Source organism: Neisseria sp. P0024.S006 (genome assembly GCF_051956595.1).
Taxonomy (GTDB): Bacteria; Pseudomonadota; Gammaproteobacteria; order Burkholderiales; family Neisseriaceae; genus Neisseria.
The window spans coordinates 666,914-692,481 of the sequence record NZ_JBQCXH010000001.1 but is presented as its reverse complement, the minus strand read 5'-3'; the positions used below and the strand labels follow the sequence as shown (position 1 = coordinate 692,481).

25 protein-coding genes are annotated in these 25,568 nt (G+C 49.6%); 13 read left to right on the top strand and 12 right to left on the bottom strand.

Features of this window, described 5'->3' with window-relative positions:
- Positions 1-107 precede the first annotated feature (107 nt).
- Genes infB through rimP form a run of 3 tightly spaced genes read right to left on the bottom strand, consistent with a single transcriptional unit; the run spans position 108 to position 4,972 of the window.
- Entirely contained in the window at positions 108-2,996 is a 2,889-nt protein-coding gene (gene infB, locus ACTHUF_RS03310) for a translation initiation factor IF-2 (protein ID WP_440407043.1), read from the bottom strand.
- 11 nt (positions 2,997-3,007) lie between these two features.
- The gene (gene nusA / locus ACTHUF_RS03305; protein ID WP_440407041.1) at positions 3,008-4,513 is read right to left on the bottom strand and encodes a transcription termination factor NusA; all 1,506 of its coding nucleotides are present in this window, start codon (positions 4,511-4,513) and stop codon (positions 3,008-3,010) included.
- Positions 4,514-4,540: 27 nt separating this feature from the next.
- Complete coding sequence (rimP, locus tag ACTHUF_RS03300; protein ID WP_003745685.1) at positions 4,541-4,972, bottom strand: ribosome maturation factor RimP; 432 nt, start codon at positions 4,970-4,972, stop codon at positions 4,541-4,543.
- 343 nt (positions 4,973-5,315) lie between these two features.
- Here rimP and serC point away from each other — a divergent pair, with 343 nt between their 5' ends.
- Positions 5,316-6,422, top strand: coding sequence for a phosphoserine transaminase (gene serC, locus ACTHUF_RS03295; protein ID WP_440407039.1), 1,107 nt, complete (start codon positions 5,316-5,318; stop codon positions 6,420-6,422).
- A 62-nt stretch (positions 6,423-6,484) separates the two neighbouring features.
- On the opposite strand, the gene ACTHUF_RS03290 is transcribed toward serC, so the two are convergent.
- The 3 genes from ACTHUF_RS03290 to rnhA form a co-directional block, all read right to left on the bottom strand.
- Positions 6,485-7,678 carry an LD-carboxypeptidase gene (locus ACTHUF_RS03290; protein WP_440407037.1) on the bottom strand — a complete coding sequence of 398 codons (1,194 nt, stop codon included), beginning with the start codon at positions 7,676-7,678 and terminating at the stop codon, positions 6,485-6,487.
- A 73-nt stretch (positions 7,679-7,751) separates the two neighbouring features.
- Entirely contained in the window at positions 7,752-8,150 is a 399-nt protein-coding gene (locus tag ACTHUF_RS03285) for an HIT family protein (RefSeq protein WP_036491586.1), read from the bottom strand.
- A 320-nt stretch (positions 8,151-8,470) separates the two neighbouring features.
- Positions 8,471-8,908: a ribonuclease HI gene (gene rnhA / locus ACTHUF_RS03280; RefSeq protein ID WP_036473212.1), complete on the bottom strand. Its 438-nt coding sequence runs from the start codon at positions 8,906-8,908 to the stop codon at positions 8,471-8,473.
- A gap of 119 nt (positions 8,909-9,027) precedes the next feature.
- Here rnhA and ACTHUF_RS03275 point away from each other — a divergent pair, with 119 nt between their 5' ends.
- The gene (locus ACTHUF_RS03275; protein WP_154954311.1) at positions 9,028-9,417 is read left to right on the top strand and encodes a PH domain-containing protein; all 390 of its coding nucleotides are present in this window, start codon (positions 9,028-9,030) and stop codon (positions 9,415-9,417) included.
- A gap of 12 nt (positions 9,418-9,429) precedes the next feature.
- Positions 9,430-10,299, top strand: coding sequence for an SAM-dependent methyltransferase TehB (tehB, locus tag ACTHUF_RS03270; protein ID WP_315094759.1), 870 nt, complete (start codon positions 9,430-9,432; stop codon positions 10,297-10,299).
- A 56-nt stretch (positions 10,300-10,355) separates the two neighbouring features.
- Here the strand turns inward: tehB and ACTHUF_RS03265 are convergent, their stop codons facing one another.
- Together ACTHUF_RS03265 and ACTHUF_RS03260 are read right to left on the bottom strand one after the other, a co-directional pair.
- Positions 10,356-10,856, bottom strand: a complete 501-nt coding sequence (locus ACTHUF_RS03265; protein WP_315094761.1) for a GNAT family N-acetyltransferase — start codon at positions 10,854-10,856, stop codon at positions 10,356-10,358.
- A 13-nt stretch (positions 10,857-10,869) separates the two neighbouring features.
- Positions 10,870-11,406 (bottom strand): isochorismatase family protein, encoded by a 537-nt coding sequence (locus ACTHUF_RS03260; protein WP_315094763.1) that lies wholly within the window; start codon positions 11,404-11,406, stop codon positions 10,870-10,872.
- Between the two features lie 153 nt (positions 11,407-11,559).
- On the opposite strand from ACTHUF_RS03260, the gene argS reads away from it, so the two are divergent.
- On the top strand, positions 11,560-13,278 hold the full coding sequence (gene argS, locus ACTHUF_RS03255) for an arginine--tRNA ligase (protein WP_315094765.1): 1,719 nt from the start codon (positions 11,560-11,562) through the stop codon (positions 13,276-13,278).
- Positions 13,279-13,433: 155 nt separating this feature from the next.
- Here argS and ACTHUF_RS03250 read toward each other — a convergent pair whose 3' ends face one another.
- Both ACTHUF_RS03250 and ACTHUF_RS03245 read right to left on the bottom strand, forming a co-directional pair.
- Complete coding sequence (locus tag ACTHUF_RS03250) at positions 13,434-13,790, bottom strand: STAS/SEC14 domain-containing protein (RefSeq protein ID WP_003686136.1); 357 nt, start codon at positions 13,788-13,790, stop codon at positions 13,434-13,436.
- Between the two features lie 18 nt (positions 13,791-13,808).
- Positions 13,809-14,699 (bottom strand): DMT family transporter, encoded by an 891-nt coding sequence (locus ACTHUF_RS03245; RefSeq protein ID WP_003745712.1) that lies wholly within the window; start codon positions 14,697-14,699, stop codon positions 13,809-13,811.
- A 174-nt stretch (positions 14,700-14,873) separates the two neighbouring features.
- On the opposite strand from ACTHUF_RS03245, the gene ACTHUF_RS03240 reads away from it, so the two are divergent.
- Positions 14,874-15,221: a hypothetical protein gene (locus tag ACTHUF_RS03240; protein WP_315094768.1), complete on the top strand. Its 348-nt coding sequence runs from the start codon at positions 14,874-14,876 to the stop codon at positions 15,219-15,221.
- A gap of 73 nt (positions 15,222-15,294) precedes the next feature.
- Here the strand turns inward: ACTHUF_RS03240 and ACTHUF_RS03235 are convergent, their stop codons facing one another.
- Entirely contained in the window at positions 15,295-16,047 is a 753-nt protein-coding gene (locus ACTHUF_RS03235) for a CPBP family glutamic-type intramembrane protease (protein ID WP_440407031.1), read from the bottom strand.
- A gap of 204 nt (positions 16,048-16,251) precedes the next feature.
- Between ACTHUF_RS03235 and ACTHUF_RS03230 the strand changes: the two genes are divergently transcribed.
- Positions 16,252-16,650 (top strand): DUF350 domain-containing protein, encoded by a 399-nt coding sequence (locus ACTHUF_RS03230; RefSeq protein ID WP_039861961.1) that lies wholly within the window; start codon positions 16,252-16,254, stop codon positions 16,648-16,650.
- A gap of 201 nt (positions 16,651-16,851) precedes the next feature.
- On the opposite strand, the gene ACTHUF_RS03225 is transcribed toward ACTHUF_RS03230, so the two are convergent.
- On the bottom strand, positions 16,852-17,682 hold the full coding sequence (locus tag ACTHUF_RS03225; RefSeq protein WP_039861962.1) for an outer membrane beta-barrel protein: 831 nt from the start codon (positions 17,680-17,682) through the stop codon (positions 16,852-16,854).
- A gap of 430 nt (positions 17,683-18,112) precedes the next feature.
- On the opposite strand from ACTHUF_RS03225, the gene ACTHUF_RS03220 reads away from it, so the two are divergent.
- The 7 genes from ACTHUF_RS03220 to ACTHUF_RS03190 all read left to right on the top strand — a co-directional run bounded on the left by ACTHUF_RS03220 (position 18,113) and on the right by ACTHUF_RS03190 (position 25,480).
- The gene (locus ACTHUF_RS03220) at positions 18,113-19,126 is read left to right on the top strand and encodes an SPFH domain-containing protein (RefSeq protein WP_049335400.1); all 1,014 of its coding nucleotides are present in this window, start codon (positions 18,113-18,115) and stop codon (positions 19,124-19,126) included.
- Between the two features lie 161 nt (positions 19,127-19,287).
- Positions 19,288-20,808 (top strand): DUF4178 domain-containing protein, encoded by a 1,521-nt coding sequence (locus tag ACTHUF_RS03215; RefSeq protein WP_224783367.1) that lies wholly within the window; start codon positions 19,288-19,290, stop codon positions 20,806-20,808.
- A gap of 1 nt (position 20,809) precedes the next feature.
- A complete protein-coding gene (locus ACTHUF_RS03210; RefSeq protein WP_162837292.1) occupies positions 20,810-20,956 on the top strand; it encodes a hypothetical protein in 147 nt (48 codons plus the stop codon).
- Complete coding sequence (speD, locus tag ACTHUF_RS03205; RefSeq protein ID WP_049335402.1) at positions 20,953-21,336, top strand: adenosylmethionine decarboxylase; 384 nt, start codon at positions 20,953-20,955, stop codon at positions 21,334-21,336. Before ACTHUF_RS03210 ends, speD begins: the two co-directional genes overlap by 4 nt.
- Positions 21,337-21,361: 25 nt before the next feature.
- Positions 21,362-21,943, top strand: coding sequence for a hypothetical protein (locus ACTHUF_RS03200; RefSeq protein WP_440407029.1), 582 nt, complete (start codon positions 21,362-21,364; stop codon positions 21,941-21,943).
- Between the two features lie 167 nt (positions 21,944-22,110).
- Positions 22,111-23,802 carry a DUF4178 domain-containing protein gene (locus tag ACTHUF_RS03195; RefSeq protein ID WP_315094775.1) on the top strand — a complete coding sequence of 564 codons (1,692 nt, stop codon included), beginning with the start codon at positions 22,111-22,113 and terminating at the stop codon, positions 23,800-23,802.
- Positions 23,803-23,869: 67 nt separating this feature from the next.
- Positions 23,870-25,480: an NAD(P)-binding protein gene (locus ACTHUF_RS03190; protein WP_315094776.1), complete on the top strand. Its 1,611-nt coding sequence runs from the start codon at positions 23,870-23,872 to the stop codon at positions 25,478-25,480.
- The last annotated feature ends 88 nt before the right edge of the window (positions 25,481-25,568 follow it).

Here is a 25,568-nt window from a genome sequence, read left to right as displayed (position 1 = left end):
GATTTCTATAGTTTCAAACTATGAAGAGTATAAAAAGGCCGTCTGAAAAAAAGAAGCAGGTTTCGCATTGCAAAACCTGCTTCTGATTTTTCAGACGGCCTGTCTGATTACAGCGTACGGGCAACTTCGACGATGTCGAAACATTCGAGTTGGTCGCCTTCCATAATCTCGTTGTAGCCTTTGATCATCAGACCACATTCGAAGCCCATGCGGACTTCTTTGACGTCGTCTTTGTAGCGTTTCAAAGAAGACAGCTCGCCGGTATGGATGACCACGTTGTTGCGGATGAGGCGGACATGGGAATCGCGTTTAACCACGCCGTCGGTAACCATACAACCTGCAATATTGCCGACTTTGGAAACGGAGATAACCTGACGGATTTCGACCGTACCGGTGACTTGCTCTTTCTCTTCCGGAGAGAGCATACCGCTCATGGCGGCTTTCACGTCGTCGATGGCATCGTAAATGATGTTGTAGTAACGGATTTCCACGTTTTCATTTTCAGCCAGTTTGCGTGCGGAAGCATCTGCACGCACGTTAAAGCCGATGATGAATGCGCCGGAAGCGATGGCCAAGTTGACATCCGATTCGGTAATGCCGCCCACGCCGCTGTGCAACACGTTCACTTTCACTTCGTCGGTGGACAGTTTTTTCAGGCTGCCCGCCAAAGCTTCGTAAGAACCTTGTACGTCTGCTTTGATGATGACAGACAAGGATTGGGCTTGGTTTTCACCCATGTTGTTGAACATGTTTTCCAGTTTCGCGGCCTGTTGTTTGGCCAAGCGTACATCGCGGTATTTGCCTTGACGGAAGAGGGCGATTTCGCGCGCTTTTTTCTCGTCGGCCAATACCATTGCATCTTCGCCTGCGTTCGGTACGTCGGACAAGCCGAGGATTTCGACAGGGATAGACGGACCGGCTTCATTGATGGCTTTGCCGTTTTCGTCAACCATCGCACGGATTTTACCGAATGCAGTACCGGCCAGCAGCATATCGCCTTTTTTCAGCGTACCGCTTTGCACCAAGAGGGTGGCAACCGCACCGCGGCCTTTGTCCAGACGTGCCTCAACGATGATGCCTTTGGCTGGTGCATCGACAGGGGCGGTCAGTTCCAATACCTCGGCTTCGAGCAAGACGGCTTCGAGCAAGGCATCGATATTGATGCCTTTTTTGGCGGAAACGTCGATAAATTGTACATCGCCGCCCCATTCGTCCGGCACGACTTCGTGCGCGGTCAACTCTTGGCGGATGCGCTCTGGGTTGGCAGCTTCTTTATCGATTTTGTTGACGGCAACCACCATCGGTACGCCTGCAGCTTTAGCATGGGCAATCGCCTCGATGGTTTGCGGCATCACGCCGTCGTCGGCTGCAACCACGAGAATCACGATGTCGGTTGCTTTTGCACCACGCGCACGCATGGCGGTAAACGCTTCGTGACCCGGAGTATCCAAGAAGGTAATCACGCCGCGCGGGGTTTCAACGTGGTATGCACCGATGTGTTGGGTAATGCCGCCCGCTTCGCCTTGTACCACTTTGGCACGGCGGATGTAGTCCAGCAGGGAAGTTTTACCGTGGTCAACGTGACCCATGACGGTAACCACCGGCGGACGCGGCAATGCTTCGGCTTCCACAGCTTCCACGCCTTCATCCAAGAATGCTTCAGGATCGTCGGCGGCGGCAGGTTTGCCGATGTGGCCGAGTTCTTCCACCACAATCAGAGCGGTATCTTGGTCGATGGATTGGTTGATGGTGACCATCATGCCCATTTTCATCAGGGCTTTGACCACTTCCACGCCTTTGACTGCCATTTTGTGCGCCAAATCGGCAACGGTAATGGTTTCAGGTACCAAAACTTCGTGTACGACGGGTTCGGTCGGTGCTTGGAAGGCGTGTTGGTTCGGCTCGAGTTTGAGTTTCTTGCCTTTTTTGCCGCTGCGTACGCGCTCGTCGTCACCGTTGCGTGCATTGTTGCGGTCGCGACCGCCTTTGCCGCCTTTGCCTTTGGCGTTGCGGCCTTGGTTCTCTTCGTCACGATCGCGGCGGTCGTCTTTTTTATTGCGCGCGTTGTGTTCGGATTTGCCTTCGCCGGCTGAGGCTTTGGTTTTCTCGGCAGGTTTGTTGCGTTCGCCTGATTTGGATTTGGTTTCTTTGGCAGATTTTGCTTCTTGCTCGGCCTGTTGTTTCATGGCTTCGCGGCGCGCTTGACGCTCTTGTTTTTCTTTCAACAAGGCTTCTTGATGCGCACGCAGGGCAGCGGCACGGCGCGCTTCTTCATCGCGTTGAGCCTGTTCTTCCTCGCTGACGACAGGTTGCGGTACGGCAGGCGCGGCAGGTTTGGCTGCCTTTTTCGCTTCTTTGCCTTTACCGCCTTTGTCTTGTTTGGCTTTGGCAGGTTTTTTGGCTTCGGCCGGTTTTTCAGCTTCAACGGATTTTTCAGACGGCTTGGTGTCTACTTTGGCTTCTACTTTAGCTTCTGCGGCTTCAACCGGTTTGGCTTCTTCTTTTTTGTCTTCGGCAGGCTTGCTTTCTGCTTTTGGTGCGGCTTTGGCTGCTTTCAGTCTGGCTGCTTCGGCCTCTGCTTTGGCGCGGGCTTCGGCTTTTGCGGCTGCTTCTGCTTCAGCTTTGGCTTTTTCTTCAGCAGCTTTTGCGGCTGCTTTTTCTGCTTCGGCTTTTTGGTTTTCCGCTGCTACTTTGGCTTTGGCTTCTGCTGCCAATTCTTCGGAAGAAGGAATGGTAACGGCACGGCTGCGGCGGCGTGTTTCCACTTTTACGCCGTCAACGGTGCTGACTTCGGTTTTTTTGCGGCGGATGCTGATGGTGCCGCTGTTGCTGCCGTTTTTCTTTTGCAGGTAAGCAGTCAACAGTTGTTTGTCGTCAGTGGTCAGGCTGTCATTACCGCTGTTTTTGTTGACGCCGGCTTCTTTCAATTGTTTAAGCAAATCATCGACGGGGCGGTTTAGTTCGGCGGCAAATTGTGCTACGGTTGTATTACTCATTCAGTACCCCCTTAGTTGTTTTCTTCAGTAAACCAGTGTTCGCGTGCAGCCAAAATCACTTTTTTGGCTTCTTCTTCGTCAACACCGGTAATTTCGACCAATTCGTCAACAGACAATTCGGCCAGATCGTCGCGTTGGGTCACGCCTGCTTCGGCAAGCTTGCGCAACATATCGGAATCTACGCCGTCCAGATTGCGCATGTCTTCAGACACTTCGCCCAGTTTTTCTTCTGCCGCGATGGTCATGGTCAGGATGGCGTCGCGTGCGCGGTTGCGCAGGGTTTCAACGATTTCTTCGTCAAAGCCTTCGATGGCGAGCAATTCTGCCGCTGGAACGTAAGCCACTTCTTCCAATGTGGCAAAACCTTCTTCAACCAAAATATCGGCGGTTTCGTCGTCGATGTTCAAGTGGGTAGTGAAGAGGTTGCGGATAACGGCGTCTTCAGCGGCATTGCGCTCGTCGGCTTCTTCAACGGTCATGATGTTCAGCTGCCAGCCGGTCAGAATGGAGGCCAGACGGACGTTTTGACCGCCGCGGCCGATGGCCAGCGCCAGTTGGTTTTCATCAACAATCACGTCAACGGCGTGTTTGTCTTCGTCAATCACGATGCGGCTCACTTCGGCAGGAGACAGCGCGTTCATCACGAATTGGGCTGGCTCAGGAGACCATAAAACGATGTCGATGCGTTCGCCGGACAATTCGTTGCTCACAGCGTTAACACGGGAACCGCGCACGCCGATACAAGTACCTTGCGGATCGATGCGTTGGTCGTTGGCTTTAACGGCAACTTTGGCGCGTTGGCCGGGGTCGCGTGCTACTTCGCGGATTTCCAACAGGCCGTCTGCAATTTCAGGCACTTCGTTGGCGTAGAGTTTGGCCAAGAAGTCGCCGCTGGTACGGCTCAAAATAACTTGTTTGCGGCCGGTATTGCCGATTTCGTCCACACGCAGGAAGAGGGCGCGGATGCGGTCGCCGCTGCGGAAGTTTTCACGCGGAATCATTTCTTCGCGTGGAATCAGTGCATCAAGTTTGCCCGCGACGACTTCAACGATGATGCCGTGGCGCTCAACGCGTTTTACGCTGCCGGAAACGATGTCTTCTTTAGAAGCAAGGAACTCGTTCAGGTTTTGCTCGCGCTCCGCATCACGGATGCGTTGCAGGATGATTTGTTTGGCGGTTTGCGCTGCTTGGCGGCCGAAGCCTTCGTTTGGCAGCTGCTCTTCGTAGTATTCGCCGATTTGGATGGTGGTGCCGGGGATTTCTTCTTGGATTTCCTCGATGGTTTTTTCTACGTCGGGGTAGGTGTAGTCTTCATCGGCAACAATCAGCCAGCGGCGGAAGGTTTGGTATTCGCCGGTATCGCGGTCGATTTCGACGCGCACGTCCATGTGCTCGCGGTCGGCTTTTTTCTTGGCGGCAGTAGAGAGGGCGAATTCAAGGGCTTTGAATACGACTTCCGTTTCAACGTTTTTTTCACTTGCCAGCGCTTCGGCCAGCTGTAACATTTCGCGACTCATTTTCTAGAATCTCCAAGTAATCGGTTTTTAAAATTTAAATTCGGGGCGCAAACGGGCTTTGTCGATGTTGCTCAATTCGATTTGGGCAGTTTTGCCGTCGAAAGAGACGGTAACGATGTCGTTTTCGCAAGATTCGATGCGGCCGATGAAGTTTTTCTGACCGTCAATCGGCAGGCGTGTTTTGATTTTGGCGTTCTGGCCGGCAAAGCGCACGAAGTCGGCGGCTTTTTTCAACGGCCGGTCAAGGCCCGGGCTGGAGATTTCCAAGCGTTTGTAGTCGATGTCTTCAACCATGAATACGCGGCTCAGATGGTTGCTGACAGTGGCGCAGTCTTCGACGGTGATGCCGCCTTCTTTATCAATGAAAATGCGCAAATCGCCTTGCGCGGTCAGTTCGAAATCGACCAGCTCGTAGCCCAAGCCGGGCAGGGTTTTATCAAGAATGCTTTGAATATCCATGCTTCTCCAGAAGTACATAAACAAAAAAATGGCCGCGCGGCCATTTTTCGTGTGATTTGAAAAATTGGCCTATTATAACTGTTTTCCAGATAAAAGAAAAGCGTTGATTTGGCGTGGATTTTTTGAAGTGATTGCTTAACTGGAAGAGATTGGGATGAGGCAGTCTGGAAAGGGAATTGTTGACAAGTTTTGATGTGGTGTTTCTGAAATTATTTTGGAAAACAAATAATTGGTATTGCTTTGTTTTCAGACGGCCTTGGATTTCCTGATTTTTCATGCTTGCACAATGTGCAAGGCGGTTCTACAATTTCTTCATACCCTCCGAATAAGAAAGATGGCCGCTATGTCCGCACACCCGATTTATAATTTTTCCGCAGGTCCTGCCGTATTGCCGGAAGCCGTATTGCGTACCGCGCAACAGGAAATGCTCGACTACAACGGTACGGGTTTCCCCGTGATGGCGATGAGCCACCGTTCGGATATGTTTTTGAGTATTCTGCATCATGCCGAACAAGACTTGCGCCAGCTTTTGAATATTCCGTTCAACTATAAAATCCTGTTTTTACAGGGCGGTGCGACCACGCAATTCAATATGGCGGCCATGAATTTGGCGCACGGTTTTGCGACTGCCGACGCGGTGGTAACGGGCAACTGGAGCCGTATTGCCTATGAACAGATGAGCCGTTTGAGCAATGCCGAAATCTGTTTGGCCGCGCATGGTGGCGAGCAATATGCCTATAAAAACCTGCCTGCGGTTGAGGATTGGGATGTCAACCCGAATTCCGCGTTTGTTCATTTTGCGATTAATGAAACCGTAAACGGCTTGCAGTATCAAAACGTCCCCAAACTTTCAGACGGCCTGCCGCCGCTGGTGTGCGATATGTCCAGCGAGATTTTGTCGCGTGAGTTTGATGTATCAGATTACGGCTTGATTTATGCCGGCGCGCAAAAAAATATCGGCCCTGCCGGTGCGACCGTGGTCATTATCCGCGAGGATTTGCTGGAGCGTTGTCCGAACGATATCCCCGATGTGTTCAACTACCGTTCTCATATCAACCGCGACGGTATGTACAACACGCCGTCCACTTATGCGATTTATATGTCGGGCTTGGTGTTCCGCTGGCTGCAAACGCAGGGCGGTGTGAAAAAAATTGAAGCGGTCAATCGAATGAAGGCGCAAACCTTGTATGAGGCGATAGACGGCAGCAGCGGTTTTTACATCAACGATATTCATCCTGATGCGCGTTCCAAAATGAACGTGGTCTTCAAAACCACAAGCGAGGATTTGGACCGCCGCTTTGTGTTGGAAGCCGAGTTGCAGGGCTTGTGCCTGCTCAAGGGCTATAAAACCGTCGGCGGCATGCGCGCCAGCATTTACAATGCGATGCCGCTTGAAGGTGTGAACGCGTTGGCCGAATTTATGAAAGATTTCCAACGACGTTACGGTTAAGACTTAAGATAAAAAGGCCGTCTGAAACTGGGTTTCAGACGGCCTTTTGATTTGAACAAGCCTTATTCGGTCACTTCTTCAGTAATGCTGTCGCGGTAGATGGTGCTGTCGTAAGTCGGTACGGGAGGTGGCAGCAGGTTGTCGAGTGTCAGCGCGGACGGGTTCAGTGTCGGGTAGCTGCTGAAGGTGACGGAATAACCGCCGTTGCCGGTACTGCGGACTTTGGCATGCGCGCCCAACGGGAAAGTGGTTTTGTTGGTGATGTGGCCGAATGGGAAGCCGGTCAACACAGGAATCTTGGCGGTGCGCGAAATGTGGTTGACAACGGCGGAGAAGTCGTAGCTGGAATCGTACGCGTCACGGATGGTGCCCATGCGGAAATCGCCGAAGATGATGGCGCGTTGTTTTTGCAAAACACCTGACAGATAAAGCGTATTGAGCATGCGCTCGATGCGGTAAGGCTGCTCGCTGACGTCTTCGATAAAGAGGATGCCGCCTTGAATATCGGGCATGTAGGGCGTACCGGCGAGGGAAGCGAGTACGCTTAGGTTGCCGCCCCATAATGTACCTTCGACGTTGACATCAGCGCGTTGGATGGTTGGAACATCAACGATGTTGACGTTGTTGGTCGTGCCGCGGATGAAGGAATCCATGGTAAAGACGCTGGGGTCTGCTTTGCCGAATTCGCTGTACACCATCGGGCCGGCAAAGCTCATCATATTGCCTTTGGCCAACAGGGCGAGTTGGACGGCGCACACGTCGCTGAAGCCGAAGAACAATGTGCCGCGTTCGCGCATTCTGGCGCCGAGTGAGGCAAAGTCGATTTGCGGCAGGATGCGTGCCGCACCGTAGCCGCCGCGCAGACCCATCAAGACTTTAGGCGTTTCGACGCGGCCGCCGGCAACGTCTTGGAAGTCGGCGGCGCGTTGGGCATCGGAGCCGGCAAAGCGTTGATAGCGTCGGCTGCCTGCTTGTTGGTTAGTCACGGTAAAGCCTGCATTGTAGAGGCGGGTCAGGCCGGTGGTCACGCGGTTGGGGTCTTCGGCAAAGCCTGACGGCGCAACAATGCGCAGGAGGTTGTCGCCGGAACGTGGCGGATGGGGTTGCTTAGGTTGCACGGTTTGGGCTTTCGCGGTGGTGGAAGTGGTTTTGGTTTGCGGCGTGGTGGTCGTGCCTGTACCGCAGGCTTGCAACAACCCTGCGCCTGCCGCGGCAGAGCAGGTGCGCAGGAAATGGCGGCGCGTGGTGGAAGTCATTGAGGTTTTCCTTTCGTTATATGTTCAGACGGCCTGAATTGGGCGTGTCGGACCTTGCAGGCCGTCTGAAAGTTTAAGCGATTAAGTTTTTGATTTGTTGCGGCCAATTTTCGGGCAGGGTCATGCCGTGTTCGCGTACGGGCGCGGCCCAAATCGGCGCGGGGAAGTTGGCGTCGTTTTCAAAGCGGGCGATAACGTGCCAATGCAGATGGGGCACAACATTGCCGAGGCTGGCCAGATTGATTTTGGCCGGGCGGAAGACTTGGCGCATTGCGGCTTCAACCTGATACACCATTTCCATGATTTCGTTGCGCTCGGCAGGAGAAAGGTCGGTCATCTCGGAAACATGGTTATTCCAAATCACGCGGCAGAATGCCGGTGCGCCGGCTTCGTTGTGGACGGCGATCACGCGCAGGTTTGGCGTTTGCAGCAAAATGTCTTCGTTGTCGGCAGTGCAGATGGGGCAGGTCATGGGTTTTTCTTTCTCAGTCTGAATAGGAATCGGATGATTGCCATCAGGATTTTTAGAACGAGGTAAATGGCAGTCAGAGATATGAATGCGAAAAGCCACGGTTCAGGTATAAACCACCAAAATAAATAGGCGGGCGTGATTAAGTCGGCACATTCTTTGGCACTCTTAACGTGATCGCACAAGCCAAAGCGAAAAAAATCATCGACATCATGAAAGGGCGAATAGGCGAACATAAGCGCTATGGGCATCACACAAATCAATGCAATGATGGCAATCCAAAAGAATGGTTTGAGATGTTTGAGTGCAGTTATGGACGAAGTTTATGCAAATTTTGCCGCCCCCTGATTGGCAAGTTCGTCGGCTTTTTCGTTTTCAGGGTGTCCGGCATGGCCTTTCACCCACGTCCAGCGGACATCGTGCTGTTGAACCAGACTATCCAGTTCTTTCCATAAATCATCGTTTTTGACCGGTTTCTTGGCGGCGGTTTTCCAGCCGTTTTTTTTCCAGCCGTGTATCCAGCTTTCCATGCCGTTTTTGACGTATTGCGAGTCGGTGCAGATGACGACTTGGCAGCGGCGTTTTAGGGACTTCAGCCCTTCGATGACGGCGGTCAGCTCCATGCGGTTGTTGGTGGTTTCGGCTTCGCCGCCGAACAATTCTTTTTCATGTGTGCCGTAGCGCATAAATACACCCCAGCCGCCTGCGCCGGGGTTGCCTTTGCATGCGCCGTCTGTGTAGAGGTAAACGGGTTTATCCATGGGCATGTCTTTGTCGAATAAGGCGGTATCATAACATAAGGCCGTCTGAAATATCGGCAAATACGGTTTGCGCGTGTAAAATACCCTGCACTTATCACTCGTATAGAAAGCAGGCAGATATGGGATTATTCAGCGGCCTTTTGGGCAATGCTTCGCAAAAAGACGCCGATGCGGTGGAACGCGATTTGGCGAATATCCTGATTGATGGCGAACAGGTAAAAATGGCATTCAGCCTGGTGCGCGATTTGATTGTGTTTACCGAATATCGGCTGGTGTTGGTGGATAAGCAGGGTTTGACCGGCAAGAAAGTGTCTTACCGTTCGATTCCGTATCGTTCCGTATCGCGCTTTTCGGTGGAAACCTCAGGTCATTTCGATTTGGATGCCGAGCTGAAGATTTGGATTTCTTCTAGCGAGGCGCCAACCGAAACCTTGCAGTTTAAAAGCGACAAGAGCGTGATTGCCATTCAGAAAGCCTTGGCAGAAGCCGTATTGAAACCGTCAAAATAGAAAGGAAATATGATGAGCGAACAGCAAGAATTGTTTTGTTACAAACAGATGCCGGTGTGGACGGCGGACGAGATTCCCGAAGCCTTGTTGTCCAAACACAATACCGCCGCCGGTACTTGGGGCTGCCTCAATGTCCTCCAAGGCCGTCTGAACTTCAATGAATTGGACGAGGCGGGCAATGTTACGGCCACGCATGAGCTGACGCCTGAGAGCGGCGATTGGATTATCCATCCGCAAGCATGGCACTTTATTGCGCCGCAAACGCAAGACACGGAAATTCAACTGTCGTTTTACTGCGAGGCGGCGGACTATTTCAATAAGAAATACGGCATGAGCGCGACACATTCGGCCGTCCGCGCCGCCGAAGGCATCGTGCCTGTCGGCAAGGTTTTGGATATGGGCTGCGGCCAGGGGCGCAATGCGCTGTATCTGGGTTTGAAAGGTTTTGACGTTACCGCTGTCGATAATAATCCCCATGCGGTTCAAAACGTGGAAGAGCTGGCGCGTATTGAAGAGTTGAATGTTCGCGCGTTTGAATACGACCTCAACGCCGCCAATATTCAGGAAAACTTCGATTATATGGTGGCGACCGTAGTGTTTATGTTCCTGATGCCGCGTTATGTTCCTGATGTGATTGCCAATATGAAGGAACACACCAACCCCGGCGGCTACAACCTGATCGTGTCTGCGATGGATACGGAAGATTTTCCTTGTCCGATGCCTTTCCCGTTCAAGTTTGGCGAGGGCGAGCTGCGCGAATACTATAAGGATTGGGAATTGGTGGAATACAAGGAAGAGCTGGGTTCGATGCACGCGAAAGACGAATTCGGCAATCCGATTCAGTTTAAATTCGTTACCATGCTGGCGAAGAAACCGGAATAAAGGTTTTTCCGTCAAAAGGCCGTCTGAATTCAGTTTTCAGACGGCCTTTGCCGTAATCAATCCACAATCTTTTTGCCCAAAATCACCACATCTGCCAACATGGTTTCCAAATCGCAGACTTGCGGCAGCCGCCCCCATTCTTCAAAACCGAAACGGTGAAACAGGTTTAGGCTCGGATAGTTGTGGCCGAACACAAGCGCGATGACGTTGCGGATGCCTAAGGACGGCGCGCGTTCGAGCATATGGCGCAACAGGATTTTGCCCACGCCTGCGCCGCGCATATCGTGGCGGACATAAATGCTGACTTCCACGCTGATATGGTAGGCGTAGCGCGGATGGTAGTCGCTGAAACTGCCCCAGGCCAATACGGTGCCGTCGGCATCGTAAAGGGCGTAGATCGGCCGTTTGTCCGTGTGCGCGGCAAACCATATTTCGCGTTCGGCAACCGTGGTCGGCGACAAATCGGCCGTGGATTGGCGCGTGGCCACGGTGCTGTTGTAAATATCGACGATGGCGGGCAAGTCTTGGCGCAGGGCAGGGCGGATGGTGTATTGCATTTCAGACGGCCTTTTATTGAATCAATTTAGAGATGGTCTTAAAGGCCGGATGTTTGGCATCGCCGAGTAGTTGGAACAAAATACTTTCGACATTGGAAACGGTAATGCCCTGACGGCTCATTTGCGCCAAACCATTGTCGCGGTTCGCCGTTGTACGTGAGGCGGTGCATTCAAAAGGCAGGGATACGGCGTAACCTTGCGTTTTCAAATCCAAGGCCGTCTGAAGCATACAGATATGCGCTTCTGCGCCCACTAAAATAACGTTTTTAATGTCGTTTTTGCGTAAGATTTCCTGAATTTCGGGCAAAAACGCAGAAAATCGGGTTTTCTCGGCAACAGGCGTGCCTTCGGGCAACAGCAGCGATACAGCGGACACGGTGTTGCCCAAACCTTTCGGATATTGTTCGGTTACGGCAAAGGGTACGTCCAAAGCCGTTAAGCCTTGAATCAGCAGGCGGCAGCGTTCCAACATTTCGTCCGCGCCGGAAAGGGCGGGCAGCAGGCGTTCTTGAATATCGACAATCAGACAAAGCGTATTTTTAGAGTTCATGGCTTTTCCTTTCAGACGGCCTTTACAGCAAAATCGTTGAATCAGAATGCAATCATATAACAAGCCGCTGGAAAAGTATTGCAGCTTGCCCTGTTTTAAAGACTGAAATTCTTTTAAAATACCGCCTGATTTGAATTGATAGAGACCGACAACATGAATTTATACCAAACCGTCGAACGTGAAGCCCAAGCAGCCTTTGCCGCTGCCGGTTTGTCCGACAGCCCCGTCGTATTGCAGGCGGCGAAAAATCCCGACTTTGGCGATTTCCAAATCAACGGCGTAATGGGTGCGGCGAAAAAAGCCAAACAAAATCCGCGCGAATTGGCGCAAAAGGTGGCCGAAGCATTGGCCGACAACGCCGTAATTGAAAGCGCGGAAGTCGCCGGACCCGGCTTTATCAACCTGCGCTTGCGTCCTGAATTTCTTGCCCAAAACATTCATGCGGCTTTGAACGACGCGCGTTTCGGTATAGCGAAAACCGACAAACCGCAAACCGTCGTTATCGACTATTCCTCGCCCAATCTGGCCAAAGAAATGCACGTCGGCCATCTACGTTCCAGCATCATCGGCGACAGCATTTCGCGCGTATTGGAATTTATGGGCAACAACGTTATCCGCCAAAACCACGTCGGCGACTGGGGTACGCAGTTTGGCATGTTGGTCGCTTATTTGGTCGAGCAGCAAAAAGACAATGCCGCGTTCGAGCTGGCGGATTTGGAGCAGTTTTACCGCGCCGCCAAAGTGCGCTTTGACGAAGACCCTGCCTTTGCCGATACCGCACGCGAATACGTTGTGAAGTTGCAAGGCGGCGATGAAACCGTGTTGGCATTGTGGAAACAGTTTGTCGATATTTCGCTCTCGCACGCCCAAGCCGTTTATGACACACTGGGCTTGAAACTGCGCCCCGAAGACGTGGCGGGCGAGTCGAAATACAACGACGATTTGCAACCTGTGGTCGATGATTTGGTCGAAAAAGGCTTGGCAGTCGAAGACGACGGCGCAAAAGTCGTGTTCTTGGATGAGTTTAAAAACAAAGAAGGCGAACCTGCCGCATTTATCGTGCAAAAACAAGGCGGCGGCTTCCTATACGCTTCCACCGACTTGGCGTGTTTGCGCTACCGCATATGCCGTCTGAAAGCCGACCGCCTGCTGTACGTCGTCGACCACCGCCAAGCCCTGCATTTCGAACAACTTTTCACCACTTCCCGCAAAGCAGGCTATCTGCCGGAACATGCAAAAGCCGAGTTTATCGGCTTCGGCACGATGATGGGTAAAGACGGCAAGCCGTTTAAAACGCGCAGCGGCGACACCGTGAAACTGGTTGACCTGCTGACCGAAGCTGTTGAACGCGCCACTGCTTTGGTGAAAGAAAAAAATCCCGAATTGGGTGCGGACGAAGCGGCAAAAATCGGCAAAACCGTCGGCATCGGCGCGGTCAAATACGCCGATTTGAGCAAAAACCGCACCAGCGATTATGTGTTCGACTGGGACGCCATGCTTTCGTTTGAAGGCAACACCGCTCCTTACCTGCAATACGCCTACACACGCGTGCAAAGCGTGTTCCGCAAAGCAGGTGAGTGGGATGCGGCCGCGCCAACCGTTTTGACCGAACCTTTGGAAAAACAACTGGCTGCCGAGCTGCTGAAATTTGAAGACGTGCTGCAAAGTGTGGCAGATACCGCGTATCCGCACTACCTCGCCGCCTACCTCTATCAAATCGCCACCTTGTTCAGCCGCTTTTACGAAGCCTGCCCGATTTTGAAATCAGAAGGCGCAACCCGCAACAGCCGCCTGCAACTGGCGAAGCTGACCGGCGACACGCTGAAACAAGGCTTGGAGTTGTTGGGCATTGATGTATTGGATGTCATGTAAGTTTTTGAATAAAAACGATGAAAGGCCGTCTGAAACTTTGCAGGTTGCAAGGTTTCAGACGGCCTTTTTTATGCTTTGAAAAATATTGTAATACCATTGTTTGAACCTAAGCGGTTTTGAATTTGCTCAGGTAATGCGCTTAGACAGCCTTATCTTTATTTCAAATTGCTTGCCAACAGCCAAGCCTGTGCTTCGGTGGCGTCGCTGAAATATTTGGGATGTTGGTTGGTCAAGAGGCTGGACAGGCGCGCGCCGAGTTTGATCCAAATGTCGTCGGTAATGACGGCAACGCGGCCGAAGTCGGTTTCGTGTTGGTTGAGGAATTTGATTTGCTCGACCGCCATATCGATGGTGAAGTCTTTCAGCATGGACAAGTCTAACAGGATGTCGGGCAGATGGACTTTTTGTTTCGCGGCCAACAAGGCTTCTTCCAATTGGCGGAAATCGTCCAAAGTGAACTCGTTGTACAGCGCTACGTTTAAGCCGTAAGATTGTTCGCGGATGGAAATCATGGTGTTCTCCTTGTTAAATTATTGCTTCATCAGAAATTTTTTGATTGAGGCCGGAGTAAAGCTGCTGAACACGCCGCCTGCAACAATGATAACCATGCCGACAGCTTCCTGCCAAGTGATTTTATCGCCGAAAAGCAGTACGCCGGACAGGGCGGAGAAAACGACGGTCAGGTAGGAAAGCGAGGCAACGGTAAATTTCTTGCCGACCTTGTAGGCGCGGGTCATGGCCAGTTGGGCAATCATGGCGGAGATACCGATGCCGGCCAGATAGGGCAGGGAAGAGACGGTCAGCGGATGCCAGCCTGTGATGGTGCTCCAGACTGCGCCCATAATCAGGCCGGTAAGCGAGAGGTAAAACACCACGCGCCAGCCCGGCTCGCCCAAAAGCGAGAGTTCGCGCACCTGCAAATATGCCCAGCCCGACATGGCGCCGCCTGCCAAACTGACCAGTGCGGCAAACTCCTGTCCGCCTTGAAAAGAGGGGTTGAGCAAGAGGATAACGCCGATAAAGCCCATAACCAAAATGGCTTGGGTATAAAGCGTAATTCTTTCTTTTAAAATGAAAAATGAAAAGATGGCCAGCCAGATGGAAGACGTGTAGTTGAGTGTGACGCCTGTTGCCAGCGGCAGATGCATGACGGAATAAAACGTGCACATCATGGCAAGCGTGCCGATGACGCTGCGGTTGAGATGGGTTTTCCAATACGGCGTGGAAAACGTGTTGCCTTGCGCTTTGGCCATGATGCCTAAGAACAGGGTGGAGACCAGCATACGCCAAAAGACCAGCTCGCCGCTGGAAAAGCCGAATTGCGTTGAGGCGGCTTTGATGGAGAGGTTCATGACGGTAAAGCCGAGCGCGGCGATAACCATCCATGCCGAGCCGAGCGGATCTTTTCTGACGGTTTCCATTTGATGGTATGTAAAGCGGTTTTATTAATAAGAGAATATTATACAGGCCAATCAGGCCGTCTGAAAAATATCGTTGGATTTCAGACGGCCTTTAGATTAAGAAATGAGAATTATTATTGAACAATATAGTGGTTTTTTGTAGAATAAAAGCCCTGTTTTCAAGAAAGGCTTGTTATGAAAGTTGCCAATATTGCTGCCGTATTGCTGTCCGCTTTGTTTTCTGTTGCCGTTTCTGCCACGCCTTTGGGAGAGGTTTCTTCTGAAAACGGTAAGATTTTCAGCGGTGAAAATTACATGGTCGTTAAGAAAGACATGAAAAAAGGGGAGCAGATTAAGCCGCACGATCATCCGGGTTTTAAAACGCTGATTTTTGCCGTTGGAAAAGGAAGCTTTGACGTAACCTTGAATCAGAAGGAAAAACATACGGTCGGTGCAGGCTCGGTGTTGCGGTTTGGCGGCGATGTCGTGATTGAGGCCGTTGCAACGGAAGATGCGGATGTGGCGATTACTTTAATTAAGTAAGCCGATTAATCATAAAAGGCCGTCTGAAAGATGATGTTTCAGACGGCCTTTTTTATTCAGTCAACCGTTGCCATTAAGCGCAAATCAAATAGATGAAGCCGGAGCCGAAGATATCTGCCAAGGCATGAATCAGGAAAAACGGCAGCAGGTTTTTGACTTTGTATTTGTAGAAGAAGTAGTACATCAAGCCGAAAACGACGCCGATAACGGTCGCCCAAAGCATACCTTGGTAAGTATGGAAGGAGACGCGCACCAAGGTTGAATAGGCCAATGCCTGCCATTTGTATTTGTCTTCCACGCAGGTTAAAAGGCCGAGGAAACAGAATTCCTCATAAAAGCCGTTTAAAAGGCCGTAGAGGATGGCCATCGGCGCAAGGGCGGCGAATTTGTCGAAGATGGATAATGGTTTGATGTATTGAAAGATTTCAGTGGTAAAGTAATTGTAGCCGCCGCTTAACGAAGTTACCGCATCGGCGGTCAGACCCATCAGGATAAAAATCACAGGCGTCCAAAACAACACGCCTAAGTTAAAACGAATCGGCAATTGTTTGAAGTCGAAACGGCGGATAATGAGGTAAATCAGAGCAATAGCAAGCAGTGTCAACTGCAGGCTCATGTTTTCCGAATAAGCCACGCCGGTTACCGCAGTATCGCGTGCCTCTTCGGCAACGGCGGCCGTTTCCACTTGCGGCATCAGGCTGGCGATATAAAGTTGGGTGGAGCGGTAGGCAAATTGACCGAACAGGATAGCGGTTACAATCAGCATATCAAACCAGCGCAAATGGCGCAAAGGCTCTTTAGGGCGGATAGCGGCGAGTATGCTCATATTCTCCTCTTTAATCTAATAAATAGCGGTGTGCAATAGTTACATAAATATACAAAAATCGTCAACAATTATCACAATAAAACATGAATTAAAAATCAGGCTGTTTCAGACGGTCTGAAGTGCTTCCAAAATGCCGTATTTTCTAAAGGGATTATCTTCAAAAGTATGGCATAATCACTTTATTGCAAACCAAGGAATCTTATCGTGAGTATTTCTCTGTCCCAATATCTGCTCTACCTGCAATATATGTTGGCAGGTATCGCCATGACTGTTGTTTTTGCCGCCGTATATCTGCGGATTACACCCGTTGAGGAATTGCGCCTGATTAAAAACGGCAACCTTGCCTGCGCCTTATCATTTGGCGGCGCGTTGGTCGGTTTCTGTCTGACACTGGCTTCAAGTATTGCACACAGCGTCAGCTTCATCGATTTTATCCTGTGGGCCCTTGCCGCAGCCGTAATTCAGATTTTTGTCTATTTCGCTGCGACAATGATGATTAAAGGCGCTACCGCAGAACTCATCGGTAACAATGTTGCCGTCGGCGCGTTGTTTGGTGCAGTGTCCATCTCGATCGGCATTTTGAATGCGGCTTGCTTGACTTGATTTTGATGGTCGGTTGGATAGCAAAAGATGTGCTGTTCCTGACTCCTACCTAGAAAAATTATCGGTAGATTTTTTTGACTGATAAGGTCTTATGTCTGATGGTATTGGCGTTATAGTGAAATTCTGAAAGCATCAAAAAATTCAGACGGCCTGTTATATACAAGGCCGTCTGAAATGTTTTAACTACTTAAGTTTGCTAAATTAGAACGAGTATTGCAATCTTATGCCTGTTTCACGGGTGCGGTTTTTAGGTTCGATCGCGCCCAATTGAATGAAGCCATAGTCTTCTGTAACGGTGAAGTTTGAATCTTTGACTTTCCAGCCGCGATAGAACGGGGTCAGACTGATTTTAGAACCGTTAGAGAATTTTTTAGATACAGGTACTTCAACCTCAATACCTTGTCCACCGCCTTGTTTCATTCTGGTTTCTTCTCGATCTGGCTCGTAAGAATACTGGCGGCCCTTAACGGCACGATTGTAGGCAATACGAGGAGCAATCTCAAAGTTTGCTGGAAGTGCGATATTTACACCGGCATTGATTTGCGCATATGTGGTTCGGTTTTTGCGGTCATAATCATCAGGATCGACACGTCGGCTCAAATCTCTCAGAACACGGTGTCCCAAGCCTGCACCGGCAGTCAGGCTAAAGCGATCGTTAATTGGATGTGTATATTCATATAAGGCACGGATATCGTATGCGCGGCGAGGTGCATTTTTGAGTGTGGCAGAACCATAACCTGTGGATTCACCAAATCCATTTTGGAAGCTTCCTGTGTAATCTGATTTACCACGGGAATAACGGCCTTCCAATTTTGCCGCATGGCGATCGTTGAAACGGTATTTAACCCCCGCATTAATAGACCACAGGTTGCCTTTTTGTTGCATTATTCGACTACCATCTTGTTCATATTCGCGATAGGTTTCGTTGTAATATTCGCTGCCAACGGTAAATTCAACAGGGCGGGCAGCCTGTGCGCCTACTGCAGCAGACAGTGCTAACACAGCAAGACAGAAATGAGCAGAATTTTTCATGTAAATTCCTTTTAGTTTGGGAAAATCAGTGTGATAATTTAATGTTATTGCATGGCAAAGTTTATAATATTTAATGAACATTAACAATGCTGATGGGGTAATATATTTACTTTTATTATATTCTTTAATGATTTATCGCAAATATTTGTCTTTTTTATGAGACAGTATGGATAAAAAACCTGGAAATAGTGTAAAACTGAGTCGGTAAGAGGTTTAATTTCGAAGTTTTCAAAAGTTAATATCTATATAGTTATTATTTAGTTTGCGATAAAAGTATATGCAGCCACCCACTCTATTCCCATGCATAAAGACATTTTGAATGTTAATATCGTATGACATTCTATTTATATAAAATAAGCGATATAACCGACTAGGCAAATTGACCTGACTGCCCATAAGTTATCCTTTCTTCTTCAAATAAGGAACTGCGATGTTCAACTTTATCAAGAAACAGTTTATCGACGTCATTCAATGGCCGAATCCCGATGACAGCCTGCTGATGTGGCGTTTTCCGATTGCCGATGAGGAGATCCAAAACGGTGCAAGCCTGACTGTGCGTGAGGCGCAGATGGCGATGTTTGTCGATGAAGGCGTAACCGCGGACGTGTTCGGTCCGGGGCGTTACACGCTCAATACGCAAACTCTGCCAGTGCTGACCAACTTGAAAAACTGGGACAAGCTTTTTGAGTCTCCGTTTAAATCGGATGTTTACTTTTTCAATACCAAACAACAGCTCGCACGAAAATGGGGTACGTCTCAACCAGTTACCGTGCGCGATGCTGAGTTTGGCGCGGTGCAACTGCGTTCGTTCGGTATGTATTCTTACCGCATCAGCGATCCGGCAAAATTCTTTAAAGAAGTCAGTGGTGTGGCGGCGCAATACAGCGGCGTAGACTTGGAAAACCAACTGCGCAATATCGCAGTCACCCAGTTGGCGGCCGCGTTCGGCAGCTCCGGTATCCCATTCTTGGATATGGCGGCGAACCAAGTTTTGCTGTCGCAAAAAATCGGCGAATTGCTTGGCGCGGAATTTGCCAAGCTGGGTTTGGCACTGGAAAACTTCACTGTTGAAAGCATTACTTTGCCCGCGTCTATTCAGGCTGCGTTGGATAAGAAAATTTCGATGGGTGTTATCGGCGATTTGGGACGCTACACCCAATATCAAACCGCCGAATCTATTCCGCTTGCGGCACAAAATGAAGGCGGACTTGCCGGAATCGGTGCAGGTTTGGGCGTAGGTGCCGGTATTGGTCAGGCGATGGCGGGTGCCATGGCTGGCATGATGCAGCCGAATGCGCAACAGGCTCAGCAAAATGCTCAGCCGGTTGCCGAAGATCCGCAGGCTAAATTGGTGAAACTCAAGTCTTTGCTGGATGGCGGTTTGATTTCGCAAGAAGATTTTGACAAAGCCAAGGCTGAAGTGTTGAAACAGCTGATTGGTTGATCAATTGAAGGCCGTCTGAAAAATATCATTCAAAAGAAGCGTTGAGCTGCTTCTATGAAAAGGTTTCAGACGGCCTTTCAAATGATTTGATTAAGCCTGTCCGACTTCAAAAACGTTAAGGCCGTCTGAAACACTCCAACCCATTCTGAAAAAGCAAACCCATGTCTCAAACTCCTTTCTTCAAAACCGACTGCCCAAGCTGCGGAGCACCTGTCGAGGCGCATTCTGCTTCTGCCGTGACGCTGGTGTGCGGCTATTGCAACAGCATGCTGGTGCGGAAAGATAACGGCGTTGTCGACTCCGGCCGCGACTCCGCATTGCTGGAAGATTTTAGTCCGCTGCAAATCGGAACCAGCGGCACATTTGTCGCACAACGCTTTACCTTGGTTGGACGGCTTCAGGTGCAATACGACGATGGCGCGTGGAATGAATGGTATGCGCTGTTTGACGACGGCAGAGCCGGTTGGCTTTCTGAGGCGGGCGATTTGTATGTGATGACCATGCCGGTCGAAATCGATAATCCGCCGAAATTTGAAGATACGCGAGCCGGATTTAGCGAGCTGACTTTTCAAGATAAGCACTATATTGCCTCCGATGTCCGCAACATCAGCTTGAAACATGCGGCTGCGCAGGGCGAATTGCCGTTTGTTTTGAAAGAGGATACAGAAAATCGGGTTTCCGACTGGCGTTGCGAAAACCTTTTCATCACGCTCGATTACAACAATAAAACTCCCGAAGCCTTCTTCGGGCGGATGGTAAACCTAGATGGTTTGAAGCTGGAAAACACGCGCCACGAAGATGAAATTAAAGAAAGCGCAGGCCGTCTGAAAGGCAGTATTACTTCAGAAAACTGTCCTAACTGCGGCTCGTCCATTCATTGGGTAAACGGGCTGACTTCCCATCTGAACTGTCAAAGTTGCGGCAGCGAATTGGCAGTCGGCAAAGATAAAGCGGAGCTTATTACCGCCAATAATCTGCGTTTGTCGCAAAATACGATGTTTACTTTGCCTGTCGGCTCGACAGGCAGTCTGAAAAATAAAGAGTTTCATGTTATCGGCGCAATTAGATATTTAGAAACAGATGCGCAGGAAACATTTGATAACTTGTTCAAAGGTGCCAAACATACATTGGCACCAGAAGGGCAGTGGACAGAGTATCTGCTTTACAACCCAACTCAGGGTTTCTTATGGCTGGTTGAAGCTGATGAAGGTTGGAATATTTCCGAAACCTTGAACGATTGGCCGCGCCTCGACCGCAACCGCCAACCGCAAGGCTATGGCAAACTTTATGACTATGGCGGACGGGTCAGGATTGCCAGCGGAGCGTTTTATTGGCGTGTCCGAAACGGTGATTTGAACTATTACAGCGATTACAGAGACGGACAAAGCCGTAAGATTGGCTCCGAACTAAACAGTCACGAAATGGCATGGACTAGAAGTGCCCCAATTGCTTATCGGGAGATTGCAGACGCGTTTAATCTGACCAGCCAAGCTCCGCATTACACTGCAAACATGGCGGCGGACGGCATTGATAAATCATTAAGAATCATAATGACCGTCATCCTGGTTGTCGTCAATCTCCCTGCGCTTCTGACCGGCGATAGTTCTGCCGCACTTACCGTCATCTTTATAGGATGCTGGTTGTTGTGGACCATGGGCAAAAAAGACGAGGACGAGGATTAACATGTCGAGAATCACTTACATCATTTTCAGTACCATCATCATCGTCATCTCCATGATCATCAGCTACGGCTCTTCCGATTCCGACGGCTCGCGTATGCACTCCGGCGGCTATTATGGCGGCAGCGGTTATTCCGGAGGCCATAAATGACCCATGCGCCCGGTAATCATGGCCTATTGGACTTATACGGTTGCGATGAAGCCATCTTAAAAGATGAAGGCCGTCTGAAAACCGCTTTGGTGGCTGCCGCACAGGCTGCAGAAGCCACCATATTGACCGAACACTTCCACACCTTCGGTGGCGCAGGCGGCGTAACCGGTGTTTTGCTGCTCGCCGAGTCCCATATCAGTATCCACACTTGGCCTGAACACCGCTTCGCTGCTATTGATGCATTTATTTGCGGCGGTATGAAATTGGAAAAAGTGAAGGAAATCTTGTGCAGGGAGTTGGTGGCAGCAAGGGCTGTTTGGACGGTTGTGCAACGTGGCGAAGGTATACTGGACGATGTACAACCATCGGTTGAACAATAAAATCTGTCGGGCCGTCTGGAAAAAATTGGCTGATAGTAAATTAGATAACAAATTTTGTATAAAAAGGCTTTTAAACAAAATGCTTAAAATAAAAGATTGGAAGAGAAACAGAAGTTTGCCATTGGTTATTTACTTGCTTGCAGGTTTGTTTTTGCTTGGAGTGGAAAGTGCCGAAGCAAAAAAATTAACACATGATCGTACCGAGTATTGCCGTAATCAAGTTTATGTCAGTAATAACCAAGGCGCATCCCTGCAAGCTCAACCGGACGATAAAGCATCTTCAATCACTCAATTGCACCATATGCAATACCTTTGCGTTGTCGGTAATGACAGCAAAAATACCGAAGAAGGATACTCTTGGATAAAAGTAAAAAAAGTACCTTTGGCAATCAAAGAAAACCAAATCAGTTGTCATGATATGGGCCTGCCTGACAACTGCACCAAACCTACCGATTTCCCGACTGAATGGAAAATCAAACCGCCCAAAGGCAAAAAATGTCGTCTTTCCACTCATGTTGATGATGAAAGTCAGTTGCTTATTGTCGCAAAAGGCGTTTGCCCGACCGGATGGGTAAAAGAGAGAGATGTACAATTTTTTGCCGATTAGTAAACTTGGCTTTAGTTAAAGAAAACAAAGTTCATCATATGGCAGAACAATCAAGAAAAAAGATTTAACTTATTCTTTATTAAAAGACAGGCCGTCTGAAAGCATATTCAATCCGTTTTCAGACGGCCTTAAACCTTGTGCTGATTAAACTGAAATATTGACGTTATATGGAAAAAACGCCTTTTTTTAAAACCGATTGCCCAAGCTGTGGCGCGCCTGTGGAGGCATATTCCGCTACTGCCGTGACGCTGGTGTGTGGCCATTGTCACAGTATGCTGGTTGCTAGAAGCGGTAAGGGGAGGAGCGGATATTTTGTTGCCAATTCTGGGCGTGATTCTGCGTTGCTGGAGGATTTTAGTCCGTTGCAGATTGGAACGAGAGGCGTTTTTGATGATCGGAAATTTACGCTGATTGGGCGATTGCAGGTGCATTACGATGTCGGCGCATGGAATGAATGGTATGTCTTGTTTGATGACGGGCAGACCGGCTGGCTTTCTGAGGTTGGCGATTTATATGCGATGACATGTTTGCTTGCCCAGAAGAGGAGACGGGGGCCGAAAAATTTTAAGTCGGTGAAAGTCGGATCCAGTTCGTTGATCTTTAATGGCCAAACCTTTATTGCGTCAGACGTCCGCACCATACATTACCGTAATACCGATGCGCAAGGCGAGTTGCCGTTCAACCTATCTGGGAATCAAGCGACAGGCGAGGTTTGCGACTGGCGACGCGGCAATTTGTTTTTGACCTTGGATTATTCGACTTTTCCAATGGACTCCTACTTCGGACGCATAGTCAGTTTGGACAGTTTGAAGCTGGAAAATAAGCGCAGTGATGATGAAATCCGTGAAAGTGCAGGCCGTCTGAAAGGAGAGATTCTTTCTGAAAACTGTCCTCATTGCGGCGCTCCTGTCCATTGGCCAAGTGGTGTTACTTCTTTCCTTTTGTGTCAGTCTTGCGGCAGCAGTTTGAACACGACAAAAGATACTGTTGCGTTGATGAAGGCAAATGCCCAAAGGAAAGAACAAGAAAACCTGTTTACGCTTTCCATTGGTACGAAAGGCCGTCTGAACGATACAGAATATCTGATTATCGGGGCTGTAAGATTTGCCGAAATATCGTCCTATAACCAAAATCAGTCCGAATACTGGACGGAATATCTGCTTTATAACACTCAACAAGGGTTTGCCTGGCTGATTGAGTCTGGAAAACGCTGGCGGCTGTCAGAAACCTTACACACATGGCCGGACTTTGATTCAAGTGGCAATCCTGCCGGTGAAATGTTGATTGATCATTACCGCGGGCGGGTCGAGGCAGCGGCTGGCGCTTTTTATTGGAAAGTCAAACAAGGCGATTTGCTTCATTACAAGGAATATAGCGGCAAGAAAAGTTATGGCCGGAATGTCATTCTGTGTTCCGAGCAGAGCAAGGATGAAATTGTCTGGAGTAAAAGCATTCCTGTGTCTTACCGTCAAATGAGAAAGGCATTTGGCCTGTCTTTTGATACTAAGGAGATGCTCTCTTACTGGCTGAAGGGCGAAAATAGAAATGTTGGGAGTAGAGATAATGTAGCCCGTATCATTGCTATGCTGATTCTTATCATCGTCAACCTTCCGGCCTGGCTGTCGCCGCACCTACGTAGTCCTGTCGGCATAGTGGTCAGTCTGTGTGCGTTGGTATGGATATGGATTTCTGACAGATATAAAAACGATCGTGATTACGAAGAAGAACGGGTGGGGACGATTATTTTCTTTGCTTTCATCATTTTCCTTACCGTCTTGTTCAACTATGTCAAAGCGGAAGACAGCGACTCATCGCATTCCGGCAGCTCCTATCATGGTTATTCGGCAGGGCATAAATAATGTGAGATCTGTTTAACCTCGTTGTACCGTTTTACTTTTATTTTTTCAGACGACCTTTTTATAAAACATGTTAACCCGCCGTCAATTTCTCAGCTATACCGCCGCGCTTGGTGCTGCCTCTGCTTTCTCTTGGCAGACTTACCAATACCTCAACCGCAAACCGCCGGTTTCTATTAACCGTGTCGGCTTGCCGTTGGGGCATTTGTTGCGCGACGGGAAATTACTTAGTCCGCCGACTCGTCGTTATGAATGCAATACGCTGATACTCGGCGGCGGTGCGGCGGGTTTGGGGGCGTTGTGGTATTTGGCGAAGCATAATCACCGCGATGTATTGTTGGCAGAAGGATTTGAACGCAATGGCAACAATGCCGCCTATACATCTTCAGACGGCCTGAAAGCGCCGAGCGGTGCGCATTATTTGGCTTTGCCGTCGAAAGAAAGCGTGTATGTGCGCGAGATGTTGGCAGATTTTGGTATCTTGCAGTCGGACGGGAGCTTTAGGGAAACCGATTTGGTCTATGCGCCCGAATCGCGCCTCTTGTATCAGGATAGATGGGTGGAACATTTATTTCCGAAAGAAGATGCGGATTCCAAACGTTTTTTTGATTTAATCGGCCGTCTGAAACAGGCTTACGGCAATGACGGTAAGAAAATTTTTGCCATTCCGATTGCGTTGTCATCGACAGATGAAACATGGCGCAAACTTGATAGCTTGACGTTCAAACAATGGCTTGAGCAGGAAGGTTATAACTCGTCCGAGCTTTTGTGGTATCTCGATTATTGTTGCCGCGACGATTACGGACAGGGCATAGCGCAAGTATCCGCCTTTGCCGGACTGCATTATTTTGCCGCCCGCAACAGTGCAGAAACCGTCCTCACTTGGCCCGAAGGTTTGGCACATCTTTCTGAAAACCTGCGCCGTCATGCCGGTTTGCAGGAAGGTTGGCAATGGCCGTCTGAAAATCGTATCTATTTGGAGAAACCCGCTTCGGTTAATGCTTCCGCCGTTAAAATCAAACCGCTTTCAGACGGCCGGATTGAAGTGTGGCTGCGTGATAATGCAAAAGGAGAAACCGTTGCCGTCACTGCGCAACACCTTATCTCCGCCATGCCGCTGATGGTTGCCGCCCGCATTATTGAATCTCCTGAAAAATTTGGTCTGGATATTCCCGAATACGCGCCATGGCTGATTTCCAATTTTGAACTGCACAGTTTCCCGAAAGAAAAAAACAACAGCGAACTTGCGTGGGACAATGTGGTTTACGGCAGCCAAGGGCTGGGCTATGTTGTTGCGACCAACCAGCTTATCCGGGTTGTCCGCCCCGAATGCACGATTTTTACCGCCTACGCCGCGCTCAACCACGATACGCCGCAAGCCGTCCGCCGCCAGCTGCTTGAAGCAAGCGACAAAGAGCTGCTCCGGCTTGCTGCCCAAGATCTGCTTACCGCTTACGGCGAAGGCTTTTGGCGGCATGTTTCCCATGTTGACATTACCGTCCGCGGGCATGGCATGAGTGTGCCGAAACCCGGCTATTTAAGCGATGAGGCTTTATTAAAAATCAGAAATCGAAATACTGGATTATTGTTTGCACACAGTGATTTAAGCGGCTATTCGGTATTTGAAGAGGCTTTGTATTGGGGCGTGGAGGCGGCACGGAAAGTGTTGGAACAGGGATAATTTGAATTAGGCGGATACTGGACTAAATATTTGTTTGTATTTAAATTTCAATTCTAAAAGGAAATATATGAAATATTTGAGTTTTTCT

Excerpts from the sequence above, each read along its gene's own strand:
- infB (WP_440407043.1), bottom strand. The coding sequence starts at position 2,996 with ATGAGTAATACAACCGTAGCACAATTTGCCGCCGAACTAAACCGCCCC.
- nusA (WP_440407041.1), bottom strand. The coding sequence starts at position 4,513 with ATGAGTCGCGAAATGTTACAGCTGGCCGAAGCGCTGGCAAGTGAAAAA.
- rimP (WP_003745685.1), bottom strand. The coding sequence starts at position 4,972 with ATGGATATTCAAAGCATTCTTGATAAAACCCTGCCCGGCTTGGGCTAC.
- serC (WP_440407039.1), top strand. The coding sequence starts at position 5,316 with ATGTCCGCACACCCGATTTATAATTTTTCCGCAGGTCCTGCCGTATTG.
- ACTHUF_RS03290 (WP_440407037.1), bottom strand. The coding sequence starts at position 7,678 with ATGACTTCCACCACGCGCCGCCATTTCCTGCGCACCTGCTCTGCCGCG.
- ACTHUF_RS03285 (WP_036491586.1), bottom strand. The coding sequence starts at position 8,150 with ATGACCTGCCCCATCTGCACTGCCGACAACGAAGACATTTTGCTGCAA.
- rnhA (WP_036473212.1), bottom strand. The coding sequence starts at position 8,908 with ATGGATAAACCCGTTTACCTCTACACAGACGGCGCATGCAAAGGCAAC.
- ACTHUF_RS03275 (WP_154954311.1), top strand. The coding sequence starts at position 9,028 with ATGGGATTATTCAGCGGCCTTTTGGGCAATGCTTCGCAAAAAGACGCC.
- tehB (WP_315094759.1), top strand. The coding sequence starts at position 9,430 with ATGAGCGAACAGCAAGAATTGTTTTGTTACAAACAGATGCCGGTGTGG.
- ACTHUF_RS03265 (WP_315094761.1), bottom strand. The coding sequence starts at position 10,856 with ATGCAATACACCATCCGCCCTGCCCTGCGCCAAGACTTGCCCGCCATC.
- ACTHUF_RS03260 (WP_315094763.1), bottom strand. The coding sequence starts at position 11,406 with ATGAACTCTAAAAATACGCTTTGTCTGATTGTCGATATTCAAGAACGC.
- argS (WP_315094765.1), top strand. The coding sequence starts at position 11,560 with ATGAATTTATACCAAACCGTCGAACGTGAAGCCCAAGCAGCCTTTGCC.
- ACTHUF_RS03250 (WP_003686136.1), bottom strand. The coding sequence starts at position 13,790 with ATGATTTCCATCCGCGAACAATCTTACGGCTTAAACGTAGCGCTGTAC.
- ACTHUF_RS03245 (WP_003745712.1), bottom strand. The coding sequence starts at position 14,699 with ATGGAAACCGTCAGAAAAGATCCGCTCGGCTCGGCATGGATGGTTATC.
- ACTHUF_RS03240 (WP_315094768.1), top strand. The coding sequence starts at position 14,874 with ATGAAAGTTGCCAATATTGCTGCCGTATTGCTGTCCGCTTTGTTTTCT.
- ACTHUF_RS03235 (WP_440407031.1), bottom strand. The coding sequence starts at position 16,047 with ATGAGCATACTCGCCGCTATCCGCCCTAAAGAGCCTTTGCGCCATTTG.
- ACTHUF_RS03225 (WP_039861962.1), bottom strand. The coding sequence starts at position 17,682 with ATGAAAAATTCTGCTCATTTCTGTCTTGCTGTGTTAGCACTGTCTGCT.
- ACTHUF_RS03220 (WP_049335400.1), top strand. The coding sequence starts at position 18,113 with ATGTTCAACTTTATCAAGAAACAGTTTATCGACGTCATTCAATGGCCG.
- ACTHUF_RS03215 (WP_224783367.1), top strand. The coding sequence starts at position 19,288 with ATGTCTCAAACTCCTTTCTTCAAAACCGACTGCCCAAGCTGCGGAGCA.
- ACTHUF_RS03210 (WP_162837292.1), top strand. The coding sequence starts at position 20,810 with ATGTCGAGAATCACTTACATCATTTTCAGTACCATCATCATCGTCATC.
- speD (WP_049335402.1), top strand. The coding sequence starts at position 20,953 with ATGACCCATGCGCCCGGTAATCATGGCCTATTGGACTTATACGGTTGC.
- ACTHUF_RS03195 (WP_315094775.1), top strand. The coding sequence starts at position 22,111 with ATGGAAAAAACGCCTTTTTTTAAAACCGATTGCCCAAGCTGTGGCGCG.
- ACTHUF_RS03190 (WP_315094776.1), top strand. The coding sequence starts at position 23,870 with ATGTTAACCCGCCGTCAATTTCTCAGCTATACCGCCGCGCTTGGTGCT.